This window comes from Staphylococcus sp. HMSC071G07, from assembly GCF_001811435.1.
In the GTDB taxonomy this organism is placed as follows: Bacteria; Bacillota; Bacilli; order Staphylococcales; family Staphylococcaceae; genus Staphylococcus; species Staphylococcus pettenkoferi.
In genome coordinates, this window is the sequence record NZ_KV804768.1 from 103,794 (window position 1) to 126,311 (window position 22,518).

A 22,518-nucleotide genomic window follows, 5' to 3' on the forward strand; every position below is an offset into this window, starting at 1 on the left:
TAAATGACTAATGAACCATTTTCATTGACGCAGGATTGAGGTATTTAGTTTAACTTGTCATTATAAAGACACAAATTAAAGGCATATCCTTGTTATAATAATACTAAGATTTTATTATGTTCAGTGAGAACATAGAAACGGTATATAAAAGAGAAATATGGTGAAACTGAGGAACAGAATATTCCTTAGTTTCTTTGATGGGGTGTTTAACATTGTTTAGAAAGCGTAACCTTAAGTGGTTATCTATTATAGCGACACTCATTATGGCTTGGGTCCAACTTGGTGGTGCTTTAGTCACGAAGACAGGATCTGAAGATGGTTGCGGGACAGACTGGCCTTTATGTCACGGCGCGTTAATCCCTGATAGCATGCCAATTCAAACGGTCATTGAATTAAACCATCGTGCTGTGAGTGCCTTGTCTTTAATCTTTGTATTATGGTTAGTCATCGTTGCTTGGCGCCATATTGGTTACATCAAAGAAGTTAAGCCGTTATGTATTATCAGTGTCGGTTTCTTGCTGATTCAAGCCCTTATCGGAGCTGCCGCAGTCGTTTGGCAACAGAACGCTTATGTATTAGCCTTGCACTTTGGTATCTCACTTGTCAGCTTCTCATCTGTGTTTGTTCTGACATTGATTATTTTCGAAGTAGATAGAAAGTATGACGCGGATGAACTTTATATTCATAAACCGCTACGTGTCTTAACTTGGTTGATGGCCGCTATCGTTTACTTAACGATTTACACAGGCGCATTAGTTCGTCACAAGAAAGCAAGTTTAGCTTACGGTGACTGGCCAATTCCATTTAGCGATCCATTGCCACATAGCGTAGTAGATTGGGTCAACTTCACCCACCGCTGTATGGCACTCATCGCGTTCACTTGGATACTGATTTCATTTATCCATGCGATTAAAATTTATTCAGAGAACCGTACGATTCGTTACGGCTACACTGCAGCCTTTATATTAATCATTCTACAAGTCATTACAGGTGCTTTATCTGTGATTACACATGTGAATTTGATTATCGCATTATTACATGCTTTAATTATTACAATACTCTTCGGTCTGATCGCCTACTTCATGGTTCTGATGATAAGAACGATTCGAAGTGGACATTAGCTGTTGAATGATATATAGACCTTGAGGAACGTAACCTCAAGGTCTTTTTTCTATATCGTAAAAAAGCAAGAGCCCGCATAGAGCTCTTGCTTAATTGTTAATAGCGACGCGGAATATCTACGTTACGTTGATGTTTCTGTGCTTGTTTCTTGCGCGCTTCATCAATTTTAATCTGTTTAGCTGTGATAAGTAATAGACCCATTGCGATACTCAAGCTGATCATAGATGAACCACCGAAACTGATGAACGGCAATGGCACACCCGTCAATGGAATCGTACCTGAGATACCACCTAAGTTAACGAACGTTTGACTACCGATGTAACTTGCGACACCTACACACACGAGTTTGTAGAAATAAGATGTCGTCTTATTCGCTAAGACAAAGGCTTTGTATACGATGAAGAACAGTAAGCAAATGACGAATAAACCGCCGATTAAACCGAGTTCTTCACAGATAATCGCAAAGATAAAGTCTGTATGTGGCTCTGGCAGATAACCGAGCTTCAGCACACTGTTACCGAGTCCACGTCCCAACAGTCCACCATTACCAATAGCGAGCAGCGAGTTAGAGACGTGATAGCCTGTACCCGATTCGCTGTTGAACGGATTGGTAAAAGTACTGAAACGTGCGGCTAAATAATCAGGAAAGGCCCCTAATAGTAAGAAGAGTCCACCTACTAATATGATACCGAAGAGGATGATAAACCCATACTTCAATATCTTCTCAATCCCTACCCCAGCGTAGAGAATAACCGCAAAGACAACCATAAGTATAAGCAATGTTTGACCTACGTCGCGTTGCAGAAGTACAAGTGCCACACAAATACCAGTGAGAATAAGTGGAGACATCAGTACTTTAGGTTCTCTGAAGACTCGTGGCCGCTTCTTCTCTATCATAAACGACAAATAAAGGACTAACGCGATCTTCAAGAATTCTGAAGCTTGTAAGTTCATAAAACCTAAATGAATCCAACTTTTAGAACCATTGATATTACTACCAATCAATAATGTAGCGACTAGTAAACCTACCATGACTAGCATCATAATCTTCTGGAATTTGAGCGTTTGTAAGATCTTGACGTTCATAAAGAAGGCCATGAAGAATACCAGTCCCATACTGACAATGACATAAAGCAATTGTCGTGTATAGAAGTACGTACCACTTACAGGCGTACCATTGGTCAACGTTCCTTTCGTCGCAGCTACCATGCTTGCACTATAAACCATGATGATGCTGATCAAGCACAAGATGACATAGGTCACGACTAAAGGATAATCTATGTATTTAGAATATTTACCTATGTATCGTAGAAATTGTTTAAAATTATTCATTTGCTTTACTCATCCAATTCTCCAAAATAAGTGCAGTAATTCGGCTTGGGACAAAATTAAAACTTATTAATTTTCAATGTTACAACTCTCGCTTGCTTGGGAGAAGTACAGAAATCTATGATTTCGTAGTACTTCCCCCGTGAAGCTGACTAGAGTTCGAGAAAGCGATAGCCATCTCGAATTCAGACAGCTACTACGTAGGACCACACTCAACTAATTCTTTTCGCTCAAAGAGCTCGAAGAATGGATTTTCGTTGTGGTCTTAATCCATCAAGCGTCTCGAGTTCACATTGAAAATTTGCTCAAAAAAATTCACTTTAAGCGCGATGTGAACTTATCTAAGATGTTAATTTCTTTTAGTGTCCCAGCCTCATACTTATTTATCAATATAAAAATATTTGATTTGTTTTCATTAAAATATACTTAAAGATTCATATGTAACATTCATTAATAAAAATGAGCAATAAGAAAGAACTAATAACAAAAGTAAACACTATTACATTTTAAGTGCCATATAAAAGTAAGTAGTATCTTACAAATTCTAGCTCATTGTTTATTTTTAATTAGTATATCCAATCACATCACTCATCTATTCACATATTATAGCAAAGATTTATGGTCAGACTCGAATAAATCTATGTGATTGTTCAAGACTTTTACTGCAGAAAAGAAAAAAGACTGAGTCGAATCAACTAGTGATAACTCAGTCTGCAACCTTTCATCTATGTATCATGTATAACTGCTATACGACATAGATACGGGTGTCCTATTAACATGCAATCCAGCTCGACTCTGTTTCACATGAAGAATAAGACATCTTTCTCTCTAACAATCTATATTCGAACTGCGACGTGCCATACCAAGCTATTCCCCTGACTCAGTTTCACACAGTAGCAGTTTGATAACTCGAACTAACTATTAGACATTTGTGAAAGCTTCATGTAATTTAGAAAGTTCTTTTTCTAAACGAAGCATTAAATCTTTGCCTTCTTCTCGGTCGACTAAACCAAGTTCAACTGCAAAGTCTACTTCTTTCTGTAAGCCATACATTTGAGTGTCTAATACTTCTTCGTATAATGGGCACTGCGGTAAAGTAAGATTATCCATTTGAACTTTAATCATTTGGAAGATTCTTTCCGCATCTTTATTTAACTGGTCATATGCCGCACTATTCAACTTCTGGCTCTTTACCATGACATACTCCCCCTATCATTTATAGCTTATAAATCAAATTCTATCTTACTGTTGCGTAAAAAGCAAGCCAATTCCAAGAATATGCTTACACTTGTGAGATGTGATAAAATTATTAAGAAAGAGCCTGAGACTAATTTAATAACTATTTACAAATGAGGTCGATTTTTAATTTCATCGACACTATAAGCAATGCTCATTTAATATCTCAGTCTCATTACAAAATAGTAAATGTCGATGTATTTGTATGGTAACGTTTTCAAGATGAATTGCAACTATTTTATAACTCTGAGAAATTCGAAATCAACTCAACCATACATAACGATACTAATAATCAATCGAGGGAGTGGAATTATGATACAAATTACGGGCGCTGTTAAATTCCCAATCACTTTAGATAGCACAACTTGGATCTTCGATGATCGCAAGGTACGTATTGAAGATTTAGAGAAAGGTGTCTTCGAAGGAACTAAACCTATCGCATTTGAAGACAACCGTGAATGGAACCGTGCCATTCTTGAGGGGCAAACGAATCCTCCAACATTAAACTCTGAAATTAAATATAAACGTCGTTCTTTCCTAGAAGGTACATTCGTGATTAATATGACACCATTTTTCAAAAATGCAGAGCCAGCGAAAGATGCATCTATCATTCGTTTATCTAACGAAGAAACCTCAGTGGATGTGCCGCTAGAACTCTTGCCTTACCTCTTCTTCCAATTTGCGAAGGAAGGTAAACGTCTTTACGATGACAACATGGTAGATAGTTTCGTCTATATTCCAGATAAAGGTTACGACTATCAAATCAAGCACGTCACACATATCGAGGTGCGATAAGCCGATGAGGAAAGTCACATGTATAATTTGTGATACAGAGGTTTATATCGACGAACGTACGCTAGAAGCTAAGCGTTTACGTAATGATCCGATTCATACCTTTATGTGTGATGAGTGTAAAAGTAGACTCGATACACCTAAGCAACGACGTCAAAAGACAACATTTAATCATCGCTAATATGTAATTACGCTCTCATGACTGTGCTATGGTCTTGAGAGCGTTTGTTTTTTTGAGTATGACTATAAGGAATTTTTATCCTATGAGTTATATTTATCTATGTGACGACAATCTATCTTCGTTGAATAGCTTATTCGACAGTTAAATGTACACAACGACTAAAGTATATAAATATGAGGAGCGTCAAAGTTGCGACGCCAATGAAAATGCCGACCATTGAAAAATGGAATAAAAAACCAAAAATTAAAAATGAGAGTGGTATTAACGATTGAACTAACATTTCATTTAATGAAAGCACACGTCCTTTATAGCTCTCTTTTACACTATTTTGTAAATAAATTGAATAAGGAACACTCGCAAGTGTCACAGATAACCCCATCACGAAATAAATACAAATCATCAATATTAGTGAGTATATAGCATGAAGATTTCCAATAAACATTAAACTTAAGGAAATGAGTATACCCAATTGCATTAAGATTGATATTTGAAATGACCGCTTCAGATTCTTTGAAATAGGAAGTAAAGACAACACTAATGATAGTACAAACATGCCGAGTGTAAAGGCACCCTCGATCAATCCAAATTGCTTTGAAGATAATTTGAAATAGTGAATTGCAGCAACTGGAACGCCTACAACTACAGAATTCATCAGAAAGTTTAATATACAACTGATCATCATAAATCTTAATAAATTAGACTGTCTAAGTGTATATCTCCATCCCTCTTTGAATGAATGGTAAAGAGATTCTTCTTCCGACTCAATCATTTTCTTTAAACTGATATAGAATAAGAGAATAATAGTCAGCGCCTCTGTAAATGCATTAAAGAATGCTAAATTCTCAATAGTGAAAAACGCAATCAACATACCGCCAAGAATTGGACCAAGAAAGTTCATGCCAATTTTATACATTTGTCTTATAGGAATAAATCGCTCAAGAGAATCACCTGATATATATTTCAAGTTTGCGTTAATAACAATAGATACTACTCCATCCGTTAAATTTAGGAACACACCTAACGCCACAATGAAATAAACTGTATGTAAATTGAAGGCTGCAAATAATATTAGTAACATCACATTGATAACTTGTGCAAAGAAGATCAGTTTCTTGTTGTTAAGCTTATCAGCAAATACGCCTAATATGGGTTCGCTCAATATAGTTGAACTAACAATTAAAGCTAAATAAATAGAATAAATCATAGAAGTATGTGACATTTGTAAAAGGTAAAACGCACACGCAAAGCTAAAAACCTTTGATCCAAGTGAAGAGATAATTTCAAATGACGCGAGTTTCATCGTCGATTGGTTCATGTAAGTCACCTACTTGCTGTTATTTTATTATTTATAGTGCTTAAATGTCAGAATTTTGTCAATTTTATCCTGCTGCTTTTATTATGAACAAAATCTGCTGCTTCAAATTAACTTATCCTTATACAGTAAATTGTCTCTTCCTCCAAACTCTACACCCTAACTTACCTAAATAAAATCGAAAAAAGCACCCACCCCCTGTTGGGATGCGTGCTCTATTCCTGCAACTAATTATTATTCTTCGTCTTGCATCATTTGTTTAACACGTTTTGCTTCTTTTTCACGTGCACCTTTTTCTAGTATTTTCTTTCTAATACGGATGGATTCAGGTGTCACTTCAACTAATTCATCATCGTTGATAAATTGAAGCGCTTCTTCAAGTGTTAAGATACGAGGACGTTTCATAGTTTCTGTTTGGTCTTTCGTAGCTGAACGTACGTTAGTTTGATGTTTCGTCTTCGTGATATTTACAGTTAAGTCATTTTCACGATTATGTTCACCAACAATCATACCTTCATACACATCTGTACCAGGTTCCATGAAGTTCGTACCACGGTCTTCTAAGTTAATAATCGCATAAGAACTTGCTTGACCTTTATCCATTGATACGAGTGCACCATTACGACGACCACCTAAACGGCTCTTAATACGTGGTCTGAATTCTTCAAAGGTATGGTTAATGATACCATAACCGCGTGTTTGAGACATAAATTCAGTTGTGTAACCAATCATACCACGCGCTGGCACCATAAAGATTAAGCGAGTAAGACCATTATCTGTAGTAATCATGTCTTCCATTTCGCCTTTTCGTGCACCTAGAGATTCAATTACTGCACCTGTGTAGTCAGATGGCACCTCACATTGAACGCGTTCAAACGGTTCGCAAGTCACGCCATCAATATCGCGTAAGATAACTTGTGGTTTAGACACTTGTAATTCGTAACCTTCACGTCTCATATTTTCGATTAGAATAGATAAATGGAGCTCACCACGACCTGCAACAATCCAAGTATCTGGTGAATCTGTTTCAGTAACTTTGAGAGATACGTCTGTCTCGAGTTGTTCGTCTAAACGTTCTTGAATTTGACGTGCAGTTACATAATCACCTTCACGACCTGCGAATGGTGAATTGTTAACTTTAAACGTCATTTCCAATGTAGGTTCGTCAATTCTGAGCACAGGTAATGCTTCTTGATGGTCTTGAGGTGTTACCGTTTCACCTACGTTAATGTCTTCCATACCAGATACAGCGATGAGGTCGCCGGCTTTCGCTTCTTCGATTTCTTCACGATTTAAGCCGAAGTAACCGAAGAGTTTCGTTACACGGAAGTTCTTCACGGATCCATCAAGTTTTAAAAGTGATACGCTGTCGCCAACTTTGATTGTTCCTCTGAACACACGACCGACACCGATACGGCCTACATAATCATTGTAATCGAGGAGTGCGACTTGGAATTGAAGTGGTTCGTCGCTATTATCAACCGGTGCTGGAACGTAGTCGATAATTGTTTCATATAATGCTTTCATGTTGTCATCTTGTTGTTCTGGGTCAAGACTTGCTGTACCGTTGACTGCTGAACTGTAAACAACAGGGAAATCACATTGTTCTTCAGAAGCATCGAGTTCGATAAAGAGATCCAATACTTCATCAACGACTGCTTCAGGACGTGCTGTCGGTTTGTCGATTTTGTTGATTACGACAACAGGTTTAAGGTTTTGTTCTAACGCTTTTTTCAACACAAAACGTGTTTGAGGCATTGTACCTTCGTACGCATCGACAACAAGTAAAACACCGTCTACCATTTTCATAATACGTTCTACTTCGCCACCAAAGTCAGCGTGACCTGGTGTATCTAATATATTAATACGATTACCGTTATAATCTACTGCTGTGTTCTTAGAAAGGATTGTAATACCGCGTTCTCTTTCTAAGTCATTGGAGTCCATTGCACGTTCATCAACATGTTCATTTTCACGGAAAATACCAGATTGTTTAAGTAATTCATCCACAATCGTAGTCTTACCATGGTCGACGTGCGCGATGATAGCAATATTACGAACATCTTCTCTTAAATTAGTCATTTTATATTTTCCTTTCTTATTGTAGATTCCCACTTTTAATTGTAACTTTTTTATTATATCATATAATAGATGAAAGAATACAAAAAGGTGTGATTCAGATGCAACAAAAGTCACAGAAAAAATCGAAAGCGATTTTCTGGGTACTCGCTGTCCTAGCGATTGTCTTTCTTACCCTCTTTAGCTTCAGTATAGGTGCTGGAAATATTCCATACATGATTTTAACACTTATACTATTCATTGCAACATTTGGCGTAGGTTTCTCACTCAAGAAGAAATATAGAGAGAATGACTGGTTCTAAGGAACTCAGCTCGTATAAATTTAGATACGTACATCTCGAAACGCGCATCCTATTGAAAAATGCGATGAGATACGTCAATCCAAAGCATGTCATATGACGAGGTAAAAAAGCCGGTTTAGCGTGAAGCACTACGCTAGACCGGCTTTCTGTTTATGATTGCTGTATTCTTTGATGGAAAGCTTGAATTACCTCTTGATGATGTGAGAAATAATGTGTAATAAGTTCTTCATGTAATTGAGGGTTAGCTACGACAACTGAGCTTGGTTGTTGAATCGATAAGGGTTGTCCAAGTAAATCTGTCGCTGTACCTCCTGTTTCTGCAAGGATAATCGCTGCACCTGCATAATCCCATGGACTGAGTCGCGGTGTCATATATCCTGCAAGCTTACCTAATGCCACGTTGACGATTTCCAACGCCGCAGAACCATAAGCACGCGCACTTCTCGCATCGGCCACCACTTGTTTAAATATCGCTTCGGATTTCGGTTTCGCTAACCAATTCGGATTGATACCAATGATACTTGTTTTTAAGGTTGTATGATTGATTTGACTTAATGCTTTATCATCAACAAAGGCACCTTCACCAGCTTTCGCATGATAGAGCGTATCCCCCATCACATCGTAAACAAAGCCAGCATAGGGTTCTCCGTCATCATAAATACCTATAGAAATCGCAAAGTAATCACCTTGATGTACAAAGTTCAACGTTCCATCAATCGGGTCAACCACCCACGTCACACCTTTAATTGAACCTAAATCATGTCCATGACCTTCTTCACCAATGACATGATGCTCTGGATACGTCTCTTGTATATTATTATAGATAAACGTTTCCGTCTCTTTATCTACATTCGTTACCAAATCATTAGGATTCGATTTCGTTTCAACTTGAATTGAAGCGTGCATCTTCTCACGGATTTGTTGCCCCGCTTCAAGTATTAATCCCTTAGCAAATTCGTACACTGTCATAGTTTCATCTCCCATATCTCCATTATACTACACTTATGTGTCATCTTTTCGCATTTCTCACTTGTAAAATGAGAACTAAAATTTCGTTAATATCACATATCAGTTGTCCATTTCCCTTTTACCTATAGTTAAAATCACTTACATGAGTAAAACTGTGAATTGTGCTACAATAACTACAAATAGACTCGTTGACGAGGAGGATTCGATGACTCAATACACATTTAAACCTAACGATTTCAAAGTCTTTGACGTTGATGGACTCGACGCTCGTATGGAAGCGTTAGACAAATATATACGCCCTCAATTACGCGAACTTGGCGAATACTTCACACAATTCCTTGAGACGGAAACAGGTGAAACATTCTATGCTCACGTAGCGAAACACGCACGTCGAAGTGTCAACCCACCTAGCGATACGTGGGTAGCCTTTGCGACAAATAAGCGTGGCTATAAGATGGAACCTCACTTCCAAATTGGCTTGTTCCGCGATCAACTCTTTGTCATGTACGGTATCATGCACGAAGGCAAAGATAAAGAAGAGAAAGTTAAGACTTTCGAAGAACACTTTGACTACTTGAAACAACTACCAGACGACTATAGTTTGAGTTTGGATCACATGAAACCCGAGAAGAAATACATTAAAGATTTAACGGATGAGGAAATTCAAGCTGCTATCGATCGTGTTAAAAATGTTAAAAAAGGTGAGTTGTTCGTAGCCAGAACACTCGATCCATCTGATTATCGCTTGAAGAAAGATCAAGCGTTCCTTTACTTCTTAGAAGATACGTTTAAACATTTATTGAAATTCTATCAATAAGTGCAGCACATAACTCAATATTACTACGAGTAAACCTCCTTATGAGCGAGAACGTTACGCACGGCTTATCGCGTTTGTTCTCTCATAAGGAGGTCTCTTTTTTAATAAATGTAAGAATCTTTCTCTTTTCTTTGTTGCATTTCGCGTTCTGGATCAAAGCTTTGTTCTGTGTTGCGTGTCTCTTGAGATAAAGAATCGTCTTCCCCACTATATTGTGGACGTTTCGGATCTTTCTTAGATAGCAACATAATACCTGCGATTAACCAAAGTATTGCAGCGATGTAGTTGCTCGTAACGAACCCAACTACAGCTACGGCAATCATGAGTATGCCACTTAACACGCGTTTCTTCTTAAGTAATAGCGTCGCAATGATTCCAAATACGGTACTGAATAATACACCTACGACAAACGCACCAAGTTGAAATGTGATTTGGTCCATTGAAAGTTGTTGACCTTGTTGTTTCATGACATCACTTATTTGTGCTCTCGTTTCAGGAATACTAAATAAAACTAAAGATAAAGCCATTATAATGAGAAACAATGCACTTAAACCGTTAGCGATCCATGCTAGAATCTTCTCTGTTTTTCTACTCATATTCTTCCTCCTCTACACTTATTTCTATAGTATCAAAAATATTTTAACTTCGACAATTTCGGGAATAGATTTTCGTAAGGTACTTGATTGTACAATGATTGCATTTTACTCAAACCTGTCGTTCTCCGTATTGTACGGAAATTCGAGTGAAACCGCCTTAAATAAATTTGCGCATAAATTTAGGTTGACCTAACTTTAGATTTCGATTAAGGTAATAGATGTAAAAATCAATAGATTGAAGGTGTTATATTGAAGTCTGAACCCGAATCCTCTCGTAAAAGTCTTGAGGAAATAAACAATACAGTTTCTGTAAATCATGATGGAAAGTTTAGTCAAAAATTATTATCTTATCTAGGTCCAGGATTACTAGTGGCAGTCGGATACATGGACCCTGGTAACTGGATAACTTCAATGCAAGGTGGCGCGCAATTTGGTTATACATTGCTATTCGTAATCTTACTCTCTAGTGTCGCAGCCATGTTATTACAAAGTATGACTGTGAGATTAGGCATAGCAACGGGTGATGACCTAGCTCAAGCAACACGTCGCTATCTCAATAAACCGATGGCATTTGTCTTCTGGATTATTGCAGAACTTGCTATTATTGCGACGGATATTGCAGAGGTCATTGGAAGTGCCATAGCTTTAGACTTGCTCTTCCACATTCCATTAATTGTGGGGGCAATCATTACCGTGTTAGATGTATTCTTACTTCTCTTTATTATGCGCTTTGGTTTCCGCAAGATTGAAGCGATTGTGGGCGTATTAATCTTTACGGTGCTCGCTATCTTTGTCTTTGAAGTGTTTGTCGCATCACCCCATGTGAATGAGATGTTAGAAGGCTTCTTACCGAGTCAATCAATTATCACAAATCACAGCATACTCTTTATCGCATTAGGTATCGTAGGTGCGACGATTATGCCACATAACTTATATCTACATTCATCTATCGTTCAATCAAGAATGTATGATCGCAATAGTACAGAAAGTAAAGCTCAAGCGATTAAATATGCGACGATGGATTCTAATATTCAACTCATCATCGCTTTCGTCATCAACTGCTTGTTGCTCGTCTTGGGTGCTGCATTATTCTACGGCGTCGACAGTGACAAACTCGGTGGTTTCTACGACCTATATCATGCGTTGCAGAACCAACCACTACTCGGCGCAACTTTAGGCAGCATCATGAGTACACTTTTCGCTGTGGCATTGCTTGCATCTGGACAGAACTCAACGATCACAGGTACGATTGCCGGACAAATTGTGATGGAAGGCTTTATTCATTTACGTTTACCTAACTGGGCACGACGTTTGATTACACGCGGTTTAGCGATCCTTCCTATCATCCTCTGTCTCATCATTTACAAAGGCAGCGAATCTAAGATGGAGGAGCTACTCGTGTTCTCGCAAGTCTTTCTGAGTATCGCCTTGCCATTCTCGTTAATTCCACTTCAACTTGCTACCAATAATAGTAAAATGATGGGGCGTTTCAAGAATAAAATGTGGGTTAACGTTATATCCTGGGCATTGATTATTATCTTGAGTATCTTAAATATTTATCTCATCATCGAAACATTCCAAGAGTTATAAGCGAAATTTAAAGCGCGCTGAGAGCATATACATAACGGTATGCTTTCAACGCGCTTCTTCTATACATAAAAGTGGAAGAACAACTGCTCTTCCACTTTTCACATACTTATTTCTGCTGATTTGTTGAATCGTTCTCAGAAGCTTGAGCATCACCTTCATGCTGTTGTTCAATCACTTTGCGTCGTTCTTCATAATTCATACGACGTTGATTAACCGCACTCGGTTGCTCTTTACGCTTCTCTTTCAAACGTTTCTTACGTTCTTTCTTCTCTTGACGTGCTTGCGCTTTCTCTTCTTTCTTCTGTTGTTTCAAACGCGCAGCCTCTTCTGCTTGTTCTTGTTTACGCGCTTGTGCCTCTTCACGCTCACGTTGACGCTCTTCCTCTTGTTGTCTAAACGCTTCCTCACGTGACAATCGTTGACCGTCATCTACCCAGTAATCCGTCGCAGATTCGTCACTCTTCGGCTGTTCAAAGTCATCCGCTTTGTACTTTTTCTTATAGTTGTACTTATCTTGACGAGACAACACTTCTGGTTCCTCTTCCGTAGCAGGTGTCTCATAGTCACTCGGGATATATCCGCCACGTCTGAGCAATTCATCTTGACGCGGTTGCGTTTCCGCTTCAGGTTGTGCATATTGCGGTTGAGCCGGTTCATGACTTTGAGGTCTCGGTCTTGGCTCCTCATCGTAAAATGGCTGAGCGTATTCAGGTCGATAAGACGTTGCATACTCAAACTTATCTTTACGCGCAAACATCATAATAGAAACGATGAAGAATAGAATCGGAATAATTAACGTCACCATCAACAATACGAGCGGTAAAGTTATAATGGATGCGATAAAGAATAAGATACCTGATAATATGCGAATATTCATCGAAATCAATGCTAAGAATGAAATAAGCAAACATACGATAAAGTAAACGATGATTGCCCAAATCCCATTCTGAAGCCAGATGACAAACTGCGTCGTATTCCAATCCAAATTGGAAAAGATTTGTTGGGCTAAATCATTATTATTTAACGAACCCTCTAACTTCTGAATCGATGTATCGCTACTAAACGACACGAGCGCGATAAACATCATCACAACAGTTAGCAATAAGAGGAATATCCAGTTCAACCAGCCTAAGACCTTTTCAGCCATACGATTGACTGGCTTTCTTATTTGAGTAAATTGCTCATCTGACATACTAACAGCTCCTTATATGTCTTGTTGAATTACACAGGATGGACATCGTCATCATCGAGCGTTCATCTCAAATCATCATCGACGCTCTCTGTAAGTGCACGCTATCTTCAAGCACTTAACTGCTTATCAACTCGCCAGCGTCGGTGCCATCTATATGTAATCATGTACTATAATTTTTGTGTAATCATTTCCTGTCGTCTCATTATATCTAATTCACGTTTAAATAACTACTCACACATATTTAATCATTCTTATTATACTTTACTGCAAACCCATCTTAAAGTTTAAGAATCGTTCATTATACTCACTCAAATGCTGCGAACCTAAATCACGATAAACTTCTAACTGACGTTGTTGCTTCTGAGTAGGATAAAAGCGTGTGTCATTCTTGATTTCAGCAGGTAACTGAGCACGTGCTGCTTTATTCGGCGTTGCGTACCCTACCCATTCCGTGTTCTGTTTACTGTTACGTGCTTCAAGTAAAAAGTCTATAAAGCGATACGCCGCTTCTTTATTCTGCGCCGTCTTAGGTATGACCATGTTGTCAATCCAAACATTCGAACCCTCTTTCGGAATTACATACTCAAATTCAGGGTGTTCTTGAACAATAGGTGTTGCCACGCCACTCCAAACGACTGCTGCATTTGCTTCGTGTTGTGTCATCATCATTGTCACCTCATCACCTACGACACCTTTGACTTGAGGTTTCAACTCATTAAGAAAGGTCTGCGCACGATGGAGATGAGTTTCAGACGTATCATTTAAACTATAACCATATCGATTCAATGACAAACCTATGACTTCACGTGCGCCATCTACCAGTAACACGTCGTTCTTTAGCTCGGATGGCGTTAAGTCTTTCCAAGAATCAAACTTGATATTAGGATAGCGATCTTTATTATACAATATACCGACTGTACCAAAGAAATAAGGGATAGAATAACGATTATGAGGGTCAAAGTCTTGATTTAAATAAGCCGCATCTAGATTTTTATAATGTGGTAACTTCTGATGGTCAAGCGGTAACAGCATATGCTCTTTCTTTAGCTTTTCCACCGTATACTCACTCGGAAATGCTACATCATAATGCGTACCCCCATTACGTATCTTTGCTTCCATCGCTTCATTGGAATCGAAAGTTTCATAAATTACTTTGATACCCGTCTGTTTCTCAAATTGTTTGATTAAACTTGGGTCAATATATTCTCCCCAGTTATAAATATAAACTTTCTCTTGATGTCTTGATTTCTGCGCCGTCAATTGATGACTAAGCACGAGGGCAAGTATACCAATAATAATCGCTCCACCCATCCATTGTATTAATCTCATCATGATGGCAGCCCTCGCTTTCTCGACTTGTTAGAGAATCTTTTTACAATATAATAGCCTGCTACACCAAGCATAATAAAGAGGAAGATCAACGTAGATATCGCATTAATCTCCATACTTATACCTTTACGTGCCATGGCATAGACCTCAACTGAAAGGACACTGAAACCATTGCCAGTGACAAAGAAGCTCACAGTGAAATCATCGAGTGAGTATGTCAAAGCCATAAAGAAACCGCCGATAATTGCAGGTGTAAGTTGTGGCAACAATACTTTACTCAACACTTGTCCTTCAGTGGCACCAAGATCTCGTGCTGCATTCAAGATATTGTGATTCATGTCGTAAAGCTGTGGCAACACGAGAATGAAGACAATCGGAATACAGAAAGCGATATGAGAAATGAGCACTGTAGTAAAACCAAGTCCAAAGCCCGTAATCTGACCTATAGCGATAAACATGATTAAAAATGATGCACCGATAACGACATCTGATGAAACCATCAATACGTTATTCAAAGCGGTTACTGTCGTCTTGATCTTCCGCTGCCTCAAATGATATACACCAATCGCTCCAAATGTTCCAATAATCGTCGCAATAGCTGCTGCGAGTAAAGCAACACTAACAGTATTGAGAATCACGCTCATCAGACGAGTATTTGAGAACAACGATGCATAATGTTCAAGCGTAAAGCCTTTAAACTCAATCATGTTGTTCGCACTATTAAATGAGTACACCATCAAGAAGAAGATTGGAAAGTAGAGAAAGAGAATGAGACATGTTAAATATACTTTGTCTTGCCAACGCATCCTGTTCACCCTCTTCCTTCACGTTGCGTCACTTGGGTTACGATAAGCACGAGCACCATAAAGATGACGAGCACTAGCGCTATCGCGGATCCTAGTCCATAGTTCTGTATGACTAAAAATTGTTCCTCAATCGCTGTACCTATATTGATGACCTTATTTCCTGCAATGAGACGTGTGATCATAAATAGAGACAAAGCAGGTATAAAGGTTACTTGAACGCCTGTCATCACGCCTTTTAAACTCAAAGGAAAGATTACTTTACGAAATGTCGTCCAAGGTGTCGCACCTAAATCGCTGGCTGCCTGAATCAGTTGATGTGGAATGTCGCGCAAGCAATTGAAGATAGGCAAGATCATAAACGGGATGTAGATGTAAACCGCAACTACTACAAAGGCTGGCCCTGTGAACAGAATATTTAACTCAGGAAGATGCACAGCATGTAATATGCGATTAATAATTCCATCATGACTGAAGATCCCAATAAATGCATAGGTCTTGAGAAGTAAATTGATCCACGTCGGTACGATTAAGATGAGAAGTAGCATTTGTTGATGACGAGATTGTGCCACATAGTAGGCAGCCGGATAACTCACGAGTAGCGTAATGAAAGTGATGATGAAAGCATAAATCATCGACGTGCTGAACATCTTTACATACTGCCAACTCAAGATTTGATGATAGTTACTCAAACTCCAATGACCCGCACTATCTGTGAGCGAAAAATAAATCAATAAAAGTATCGGAATGATGATAAAAATACCGAGCCATAAAACATATGGAACGAGTAATAGTTTATTCAGTCTCGTCATTTGCCGTGTCCTCATAACTTTCAATACGTTGATCAAACTCTGCTTCCGTTTCGCCAGGTACCATGATATGAATGGCTTCAGGATCAAAGTACAATCCTACGACCTCGCCGACTTCAGTACTTTGCGTCGAGTGAATAATCCACTCGTAGCCTCGCTGATCTCGACATATCAGCTCATAGTGAACGCCTCTAAACAACTTAGAATCTACTGTCACTTCAAATAATCCATGCTCACGATCAACGAGTGTAATATCCTCAGGTCGAATAACGACTTCAACTGCTTGTCTTGATGGAATACCTTGGTCGACACACTCGAAATCTTGACCATAAATATTCACCTTGAAATCTTCGACCATTGTACCTTCAATAATATTGGATTCCCCAATGAAATCGGCGACGAAGCGATTAACTGGTTCATCATAAATATCATTTGGTGTACCAAATTGCTGAATCTTACCCTCTTTCAACACAAAGATATAATCACTCAAAGCCAACGCTTCCTCTTGATCGTGTGTGACGAAGATAAACGTAATGCCTAATCGTGATTGAAGTTCACGTAATTCATACTGCATTTCTGTACGCAATTTCAAATCGAGCGCTGATAACGATTCATCCAGTAACAAGATTTCCGGCTCATTGACAATAGCTCTAGCAATCGCCACACGTTGTCGTTGACCTCCACTCATTTCTTCAATTCGACGTGTCTCATAGCCGCTTAATTTCACGAGTTGAAGTGCTTCTGTGACCTTGTCTTTAATTTGAGAACGGCTCAACTTTTTTAACTTCAGACCAAAGGCAATATTGTCAAACACGTTCAAGTGCGGAAAGAGTGCGTAGTCTTGAAAGACGGTATTGACTTGACGTTCATTGGCAGGTATCGCTTGTAGATCTTTACCTTGATACTTAATCTGGCCGTTATCGGCATACTCAAACCCGGCAATCAGCTTTAATATCGTCGTCTTACCACAGCCCGAGGGACCGAGCAAAGTATAGAAATGACCTGCTTCAATTTCTAAATTTATCTGATCAAGTACAGTCGTATCTTGATATTGTTTACTTACATTATGAAAAGACAAGAGTGCCATCACTTTCCTCCTAACTCGTCGATGTCGTTACGACCATCACTTCAGTTTCTACTTCACTCGGATTCGATAAGCAATGGGATTGATTCGCTTTGAAGTATAGCGCATCTCCTGATTCTGCTATATATTCGGATGCTCCTAATTGAAGTTGTATTTGACCTTTCAAGCAATAAACGAATGTTTCAGAATTCGAGGGTGCAAACGCTTTGTATGACGCGTGTGGACGAAGTGTAATCTTAAGTGGATCCATCTCAAAATCATGGGATTGATTGACGAGCCAATTCAAGACGTACCCTTCATCGTATTCGTCATAGCGGTGCTGTTGGTCAGACTTATAGAGTACGCGTGTTTCGCTTTGTTTTTTGAAAAATGTACTCGGAGTCGTATTCATCACTTCAAGTATTGATAGAAAGGTATCCATACTTGGAGAAGCATATCCACTCTCAATTTGGCTAATGTAACCCTTTGATAAGTCTGTACGTTCAGCTAATTCTTCTTGTGTCAGACCTTTGATTTGTCTTAAAGTTTTCAAACGTTGACCGATATCCATACCGTCACCTTTTCGTACCATATATTAAAAAGCTATACTTTGTTTACTTTTACTAAACTTTTTGTTTATTGCTTAATAAAAGTACCAAAATATAGCTTCAATAGCAAGAACTATTTTATTGTGAGTGAGAAATTGTTGTATCCGGCTCACGCTTAGCTAATTGTACAACTTTATAACTGTTATAACCGCTTGCCTTTTCAAAGGTTTTAAAGATTTGTTTCTCTTCTGCTTTACTTGGCACCACATTTTTAAAACGTTTGTAGTGGTCAATGACGTGATCGCTTTTAACTTGAGATTCATAATACGCTTCAATTTGGTTAAAGAATGCGATTACATCCATCATTTCTTCATTCGACCAATCTAAATCAATGGGATAATGATATTCCATCGTCGTTCATTCTCCTTTCTACACGAAAAGAGCAGGACAGAAATCGACATGATTTCATTGTCCTGCCCTACCAGTTCGTTCAAAACGCTTTAAAGTGAATTGTACACTAAGCGCTTTGAACAGCTATTTTATAACTATCAGAGATATCGTTTAACTCCCAATGAAGTTAAATCAACTATCTAATCAATTACATAGTGTGGATTGGTAAACCTAATGCTTTCTCAGCAGCTTCCATAGACATTTCACCTAAAGTTGGGTGAGCATGTACAGTTAATGCTAAGTCTTCAGCATTCATACCTGCTTCGATAGCTAAGCCAAGTTCAGAGATAACATCTGAAGCACCTGTACCTGCTACTTGAGCACCGATGACTGTGTTGTCTTCTTTAAGTGTGATTAACTTAACGAAACCAGTAGTATCGTCTAATGATAATGCACGGCCGTTAGCAGCGTAAGGGAATTTAGATGCTTTGTAATCTAAACCTTCTTCTTTAGCTTGTGCTTCAGTGTAACCTACTTGAGCTAATTCAGGTTCAGTGAAGGCAACAGCTGGCATACCGATGTAGTCTACTTCTGCAGCTTGTCCATCGATAGCTTCAGCTGCTACTTTACCTTCGTAGCTTGCTTTGTGTGCAAGTGCAAGACCAGGTACGATGTCACCGATAGCGTAGATGTTGTCGATAGAAGTACGGCTTTGTTTGTCAACTTCTAATAAGCCGCGTTCGCCGAATTTAAGTCCTAATTCTTCAAGACCTAATTCGTCAGTGTTTGGACGACGACCTACAGTAACTAATACGTAGTCTGCTTCGATTGTTTGTTCTTCACCTTTAGCTTCGTAAGTTACTTTCACGCCGTCTTCAGTTTCTTCAGCTGATTTCGCCATTGCTTCAGTGATGATTTCGATTCCTTTTTCTTTCATACCTTTTTTAACAGGTTGAGTCATTTGTTTCTCGAAGCCGCCTAAGATGTCTTTCGCACCTTCAAGGATAGTTACTTCAGTACCGAAGTTTGCATATGCAGTACTTAATTCTGAACCGATGTAACCGCCACCTACAACAACTAATTTCTTAGGTGCTTCTTTAAGGTTTAACGCACCAGTTGAGTCGATGATACGTTCACCGAATTCGAAGTTAGGAATTTCAATTGGTCTAGAACCAGTTGCGATGATCGCATTTTTGAAGTTGTAAGTTTGAGCTGATTTTTCGTCCATAACACGTAAGCTATTGTTATCTACGAAGTAAGCTTCACCTTTAACGATTTCAACTTTGTTACCTTTAAGTAAGCCTTCAACGCCGCCTGTTAATTTATTTACTACAGAGTTTTTGAACTCTTGTACTTGATCAAATTTAAGCTGAACGTTTTCAGCAACTACACCAAGATTTTCAGAGCTTTGAGCTTCTTCAAAACGGTGAGAAACGTGTAATAATGCTTTAGATGGAATACAACCCACGTTTAAGCACACACCGCCTAAGTTGCCTTTCTCAACGATTGTTACCTTTTGGCCTAATTGAGCCGCGCGAATAGCAGCTACGTAACCCCCTGGGCCTGCTCCGATAACTATAGTGTCTGTTTCAATTGGAAAATCTCCAACTACCATGTTTTACCCCTCCATTAATAATAATTCTGGATTATTTAATAAGCGTTTGATGTGATTCATAGCGTTTTGACCTGTTGCACCATCAATTTGTCTGTGGTCAAAGCTTAATGATAATGCTAGAACGGGTGCAGCTATGATTTCTCCATCTTTCACAATTGGTTTTTGAGCAATACGACCGATACCTAAGATCGCAACCTCAGGATGGTTGATTACTGGTGTAAACCATTGTCCACCTGCAGAACCAATGTTACTGATTGTGCAAGTAGCACCTTTCATTTCTTCTGATGTTAGTTTACCATCTCTGGCTTTAACTGCAAGTTCATTGATTTCATCAGAGATTTCGAAGATAGACTTACGATCTGCATGTTTCACAACTGGAACGAGTAATCCACGTTCAGTATCTGCTGCAATACCGATGTTCCAGTAGTGTTTGTGAGTGATCGTACCTTCTTCTTCGTTGAATGAAGTGTTAAGTGCTGGATATTTTTTCAATGCTGAAACAAGTGCTTTAACAACGTAAGGTAAGAATGTTAATTTAGTACCTTGTTCTGCAGCGATTTCTTTGAATTTCTTACGGTGATCCCATAATTGTTGTACATCGATTTCGTCCATCAATGTTACGTGTGGTGCTGTATGTTTAGAGCTAACCATCGCTTTCGCAATTGCTTTACGCATAGCTGGAATATTCTCAGTAGTTTCTGGGAAGTCACCTTCAGTTGATACAGGTGCTGATTGTTCAGATGCACTTGCTGCAGGTGCTTCTGTTGCAGCCACTTCTTCACCTGTTGCTGCTGAAGCATCACCGTTAAGGTATGCATCTACGTCTTCTTTAAGCACACGTCCATGTTTACCTGTACCATTAACTGCTTTGATATTGACACCATTTTCACGTGCGTATTTACGTACAGATGGCATCGCTTTAACACGTTTGTTCTCATCGACTTCTTCAGATGAAGTTGACGGAGTTGCGCCTGATTGTTCAGACGTTGATTCTTCTTGGCTTTGAGTTTCTTCTTCTGAAGCTTCTTCTTTGCCAGAATCGTCGTGGTCTCCGCCTTTGAATTGCATCTCTTCAGCATCTGGCGCATCAATCTTAACGATTGTGTCACCTACTACTGCTACTGTACCTTCGTCAACTAATACTTCTTCAATCGTACCAGCGACAGGAGATGGAATTTCAACAACGGATTTATCATTTTGTACTTCAGCTAGAACGTCATCTTCTTCGATAGTGTCTCCAGCTTTAACGAACCATTTTACAATTTCACCTTCATGGATACCTTCACCAATGTCAGGTAGTTTAAATTCAAATGCCACGTTCTTGTCCTCCTAATGTTTCAATATAAATTCTGTGCTTATCATCTTAAAATAGTAAAGACGAAGCTGAAATAATCATCACTAGAACCCTTTATACGGGCCAACATCTTTAATTATTTCAAGCTTCTCTTCACCATGATACTTTAATTAGAATTCTAACGTTGCTTTCGCTTGTTCTACGATATCATTCTTGTTTGGTAGCCAAACGTTCTCAGCTTGAGTAAATGGATATACTGTGTCAGCTGCTGCTACACGAGCGATTGGTGCTTCAAGAGAAAGAATGGCTCTTTCTGATAATTCAGCTGCTACTGTAGCACCTACGCCTGCTTGACGTTGCGCTTCTTGTACGACTACCGCACGGCCTGTTTTTTCAACAGAAGCTACAAGCGTATCGATATCGATTGGTTGAACACTGCGTAAGTCAATGACTTCGACAGAGTAACCGTCTTTTTCAAGCTCTTCAGCAGCTTTAAGAGACTCTTGAACCATCGCACCATAAGCGATTAAAGTGATATCGTTACCTTCTTGTTTAACGCTCGCTTTATCAAGTTCAACTGTGTACTCTTCTTCAGGAACTTCTTCACGGAATGAGCGGTAAAGTTTCATGTGTTCTAAGTATACGACAGGGTCATTGCTACGGATAGCTGAAATGAGTAGCCCTTTAGCGTCGTATGGGTTAGAAGGAATAACTACACGTAATCCTGGAGATTGCGCTAAAATGCCTTCAAGGTTATCTGCGTGCAATTCAGGTGTATGTACTCCCCCACCAAATGGTGTACGAATTGTGATCGGTGCAGCTTTAGAACCGCCTGCACGGAAGCGTGTACGAGCGATTTGACCTGCAACCTCGTCAAACACTTCAAATACGAAACCTAAGAATTGAATTTCCATAACTGGACGGAAGCCTTGAGTCGATAAACCTAAAGCTAAACCGCCGATACCAGATTCCGCTAATGGTGTATCGAATACACGATCTTCACCGAATTCTTTCTGTAACCCTTCAGTTACACGGAATACACCACCGTTAACACCGACGTCTTCACCGAAAATTAAAACATCTTCGTCGTTTTGTAATTCAGTTTTAAGCGCGTTATTAATCGCTTGAACCATTGTCATTTGTGCCATGG

At 39.0% G+C, this 22,518-nt stretch carries 22 protein-coding genes; 6 read left to right on the top strand and 16 right to left on the bottom strand.

Features of this window, described 5'->3' with window-relative positions:
• Nucleotides 1-212: 212 nt before the first annotated feature.
• Complete coding sequence (locus HMPREF2802_RS04825) at nucleotides 213-1,121, top strand: COX15/CtaA family protein (protein ID WP_070502944.1); 909 nt, start codon at nucleotides 213-215, stop codon at nucleotides 1,119-1,121.
• A 97-nt stretch (nucleotides 1,122-1,218) separates the two neighbouring features.
• On the opposite strand, the gene ftsW is transcribed toward HMPREF2802_RS04825, so the two are convergent.
• Both ftsW and HMPREF2802_RS04835 read right to left on the bottom strand, forming a co-directional pair.
• Complete coding sequence (ftsW, locus tag HMPREF2802_RS04830; RefSeq protein WP_049410779.1) at nucleotides 1,219-2,454, bottom strand: cell division peptidoglycan polymerase FtsW; 1,236 nt, start codon at nucleotides 2,452-2,454, stop codon at nucleotides 1,219-1,221.
• 918 nt (nucleotides 2,455-3,372) lie between these two features.
• On the bottom strand, nucleotides 3,373-3,648 hold the full coding sequence (locus HMPREF2802_RS04835; RefSeq protein ID WP_002472897.1) for an Fpa/YlaN family protein: 276 nt from the start codon (nucleotides 3,646-3,648) through the stop codon (nucleotides 3,373-3,375).
• Nucleotides 3,649-3,999: 351 nt separating this feature from the next.
• Here HMPREF2802_RS04835 and HMPREF2802_RS04840 point away from each other — a divergent pair, with 351 nt between their 5' ends.
• Nucleotides 4,000-4,482, top strand: coding sequence for a hypothetical protein (locus HMPREF2802_RS04840; protein ID WP_070502945.1), 483 nt, complete (start codon nucleotides 4,000-4,002; stop codon nucleotides 4,480-4,482).
• A gap of 4 nt (nucleotides 4,483-4,486) precedes the next feature.
• The gene (locus HMPREF2802_RS11825) at nucleotides 4,487-4,660 is read left to right on the top strand and encodes a DUF2197 domain-containing protein (protein ID WP_002472895.1); all 174 of its coding nucleotides are present in this window, start codon (nucleotides 4,487-4,489) and stop codon (nucleotides 4,658-4,660) included.
• A gap of 130 nt (nucleotides 4,661-4,790) precedes the next feature.
• Here HMPREF2802_RS11825 and HMPREF2802_RS04845 read toward each other — a convergent pair whose 3' ends face one another.
• Nucleotides 4,791-5,960: an MFS transporter gene (locus tag HMPREF2802_RS04845; protein ID WP_176744773.1), complete on the bottom strand. Its 1,170-nt coding sequence runs from the start codon at nucleotides 5,958-5,960 to the stop codon at nucleotides 4,791-4,793.
• 246 nt (nucleotides 5,961-6,206) lie between these two features.
• The gene (gene typA / locus HMPREF2802_RS04850) at nucleotides 6,207-8,054 is read right to left on the bottom strand and encodes a translational GTPase TypA (protein ID WP_070502947.1); all 1,848 of its coding nucleotides are present in this window, start codon (nucleotides 8,052-8,054) and stop codon (nucleotides 6,207-6,209) included.
• 98 nt (nucleotides 8,055-8,152) lie between these two features.
• Between typA and HMPREF2802_RS04855 the strand changes: the two genes are divergently transcribed.
• Complete coding sequence (locus tag HMPREF2802_RS04855; protein ID WP_002471888.1) at nucleotides 8,153-8,353, top strand: DUF5325 family protein; 201 nt, start codon at nucleotides 8,153-8,155, stop codon at nucleotides 8,351-8,353.
• A gap of 150 nt (nucleotides 8,354-8,503) precedes the next feature.
• On the opposite strand, the gene HMPREF2802_RS04860 is transcribed toward HMPREF2802_RS04855, so the two are convergent.
• A complete protein-coding gene (locus HMPREF2802_RS04860; RefSeq protein WP_070502948.1) occupies nucleotides 8,504-9,322 on the bottom strand; it encodes an inositol monophosphatase family protein in 819 nt (272 codons plus the stop codon).
• Between the two features lie 205 nt (nucleotides 9,323-9,527).
• Between HMPREF2802_RS04860 and HMPREF2802_RS04865 the strand changes: the two genes are divergently transcribed.
• Nucleotides 9,528-10,139 carry a YktB family protein gene (locus HMPREF2802_RS04865; protein ID WP_049406922.1) on the top strand — a complete coding sequence of 204 codons (612 nt, stop codon included), beginning with the start codon at nucleotides 9,528-9,530 and terminating at the stop codon, nucleotides 10,137-10,139.
• A gap of 101 nt (nucleotides 10,140-10,240) precedes the next feature.
• On the opposite strand, the gene HMPREF2802_RS04870 is transcribed toward HMPREF2802_RS04865, so the two are convergent.
• Nucleotides 10,241-10,735: a DUF4064 domain-containing protein gene (locus HMPREF2802_RS04870; RefSeq protein ID WP_070502949.1), complete on the bottom strand. Its 495-nt coding sequence runs from the start codon at nucleotides 10,733-10,735 to the stop codon at nucleotides 10,241-10,243.
• Between the two features lie 246 nt (nucleotides 10,736-10,981).
• On the opposite strand from HMPREF2802_RS04870, the gene HMPREF2802_RS04875 reads away from it, so the two are divergent.
• Nucleotides 10,982-12,325 carry an Nramp family divalent metal transporter gene (locus tag HMPREF2802_RS04875; RefSeq protein ID WP_371091351.1) on the top strand — a complete coding sequence of 448 codons (1,344 nt, stop codon included), beginning with the start codon at nucleotides 10,982-10,984 and terminating at the stop codon, nucleotides 12,323-12,325.
• A 106-nt stretch (nucleotides 12,326-12,431) separates the two neighbouring features.
• Here the strand turns inward: HMPREF2802_RS04875 and auxB are convergent, their stop codons facing one another.
• The 10 genes from auxB to HMPREF2802_RS04925 form a co-directional block, all read right to left on the bottom strand.
• Nucleotides 12,432-13,517: a lipoteichoic acid stability factor AuxB gene (gene auxB / locus HMPREF2802_RS04880; RefSeq protein WP_070502951.1), complete on the bottom strand. Its 1,086-nt coding sequence runs from the start codon at nucleotides 13,515-13,517 to the stop codon at nucleotides 12,432-12,434.
• Nucleotides 13,518-13,778: 261 nt separating this feature from the next.
• Nucleotides 13,779-14,849 (bottom strand): ABC transporter substrate-binding protein, encoded by a 1,071-nt coding sequence (locus tag HMPREF2802_RS04885; RefSeq protein ID WP_070502952.1) that lies wholly within the window; start codon nucleotides 14,847-14,849, stop codon nucleotides 13,779-13,781.
• Complete coding sequence (locus HMPREF2802_RS04890; protein WP_070502953.1) at nucleotides 14,846-15,652, bottom strand: ABC transporter permease; 807 nt, start codon at nucleotides 15,650-15,652, stop codon at nucleotides 14,846-14,848. Before HMPREF2802_RS04890 ends, HMPREF2802_RS04885 begins: the two co-directional genes overlap by 4 nt.
• Before the next feature lie 5 nt (nucleotides 15,653-15,657).
• A complete protein-coding gene (locus HMPREF2802_RS04895; protein WP_070502954.1) occupies nucleotides 15,658-16,461 on the bottom strand; it encodes an ABC transporter permease in 804 nt (267 codons plus the stop codon).
• A complete protein-coding gene (locus HMPREF2802_RS04900; protein WP_070502955.1) occupies nucleotides 16,445-17,545 on the bottom strand; it encodes an ABC transporter ATP-binding protein in 1,101 nt (366 codons plus the stop codon). Before HMPREF2802_RS04900 ends, HMPREF2802_RS04895 begins: the two co-directional genes overlap by 17 nt.
• A 10-nt stretch (nucleotides 17,546-17,555) precedes the next feature.
• A complete protein-coding gene (locus HMPREF2802_RS04905; protein ID WP_070502956.1) occupies nucleotides 17,556-18,092 on the bottom strand; it encodes a helix-turn-helix domain-containing protein in 537 nt (178 codons plus the stop codon).
• 115 nt (nucleotides 18,093-18,207) lie between these two features.
• A complete protein-coding gene (locus HMPREF2802_RS04910; protein WP_070502957.1) occupies nucleotides 18,208-18,480 on the bottom strand; it encodes a UPF0223 family protein in 273 nt (90 codons plus the stop codon).
• 187 nt (nucleotides 18,481-18,667) lie between these two features.
• Nucleotides 18,668-20,074, bottom strand: a complete 1,407-nt coding sequence (gene lpdA, locus HMPREF2802_RS04915; RefSeq protein ID WP_049406893.1) for a dihydrolipoyl dehydrogenase — start codon at nucleotides 20,072-20,074, stop codon at nucleotides 18,668-18,670.
• A gap of 3 nt (nucleotides 20,075-20,077) precedes the next feature.
• Nucleotides 20,078-21,391 carry a dihydrolipoamide acetyltransferase family protein gene (locus HMPREF2802_RS04920; RefSeq protein ID WP_070502958.1) on the bottom strand — a complete coding sequence of 438 codons (1,314 nt, stop codon included), beginning with the start codon at nucleotides 21,389-21,391 and terminating at the stop codon, nucleotides 20,078-20,080.
• A gap of 147 nt (nucleotides 21,392-21,538) precedes the next feature.
• Nucleotides 21,539-22,516: an alpha-ketoacid dehydrogenase subunit beta gene (locus tag HMPREF2802_RS04925; RefSeq protein WP_049409235.1), complete on the bottom strand. Its 978-nt coding sequence runs from the start codon at nucleotides 22,514-22,516 to the stop codon at nucleotides 21,539-21,541.
• Nucleotides 22,517-22,518: the final 2 nt, after the last annotated feature.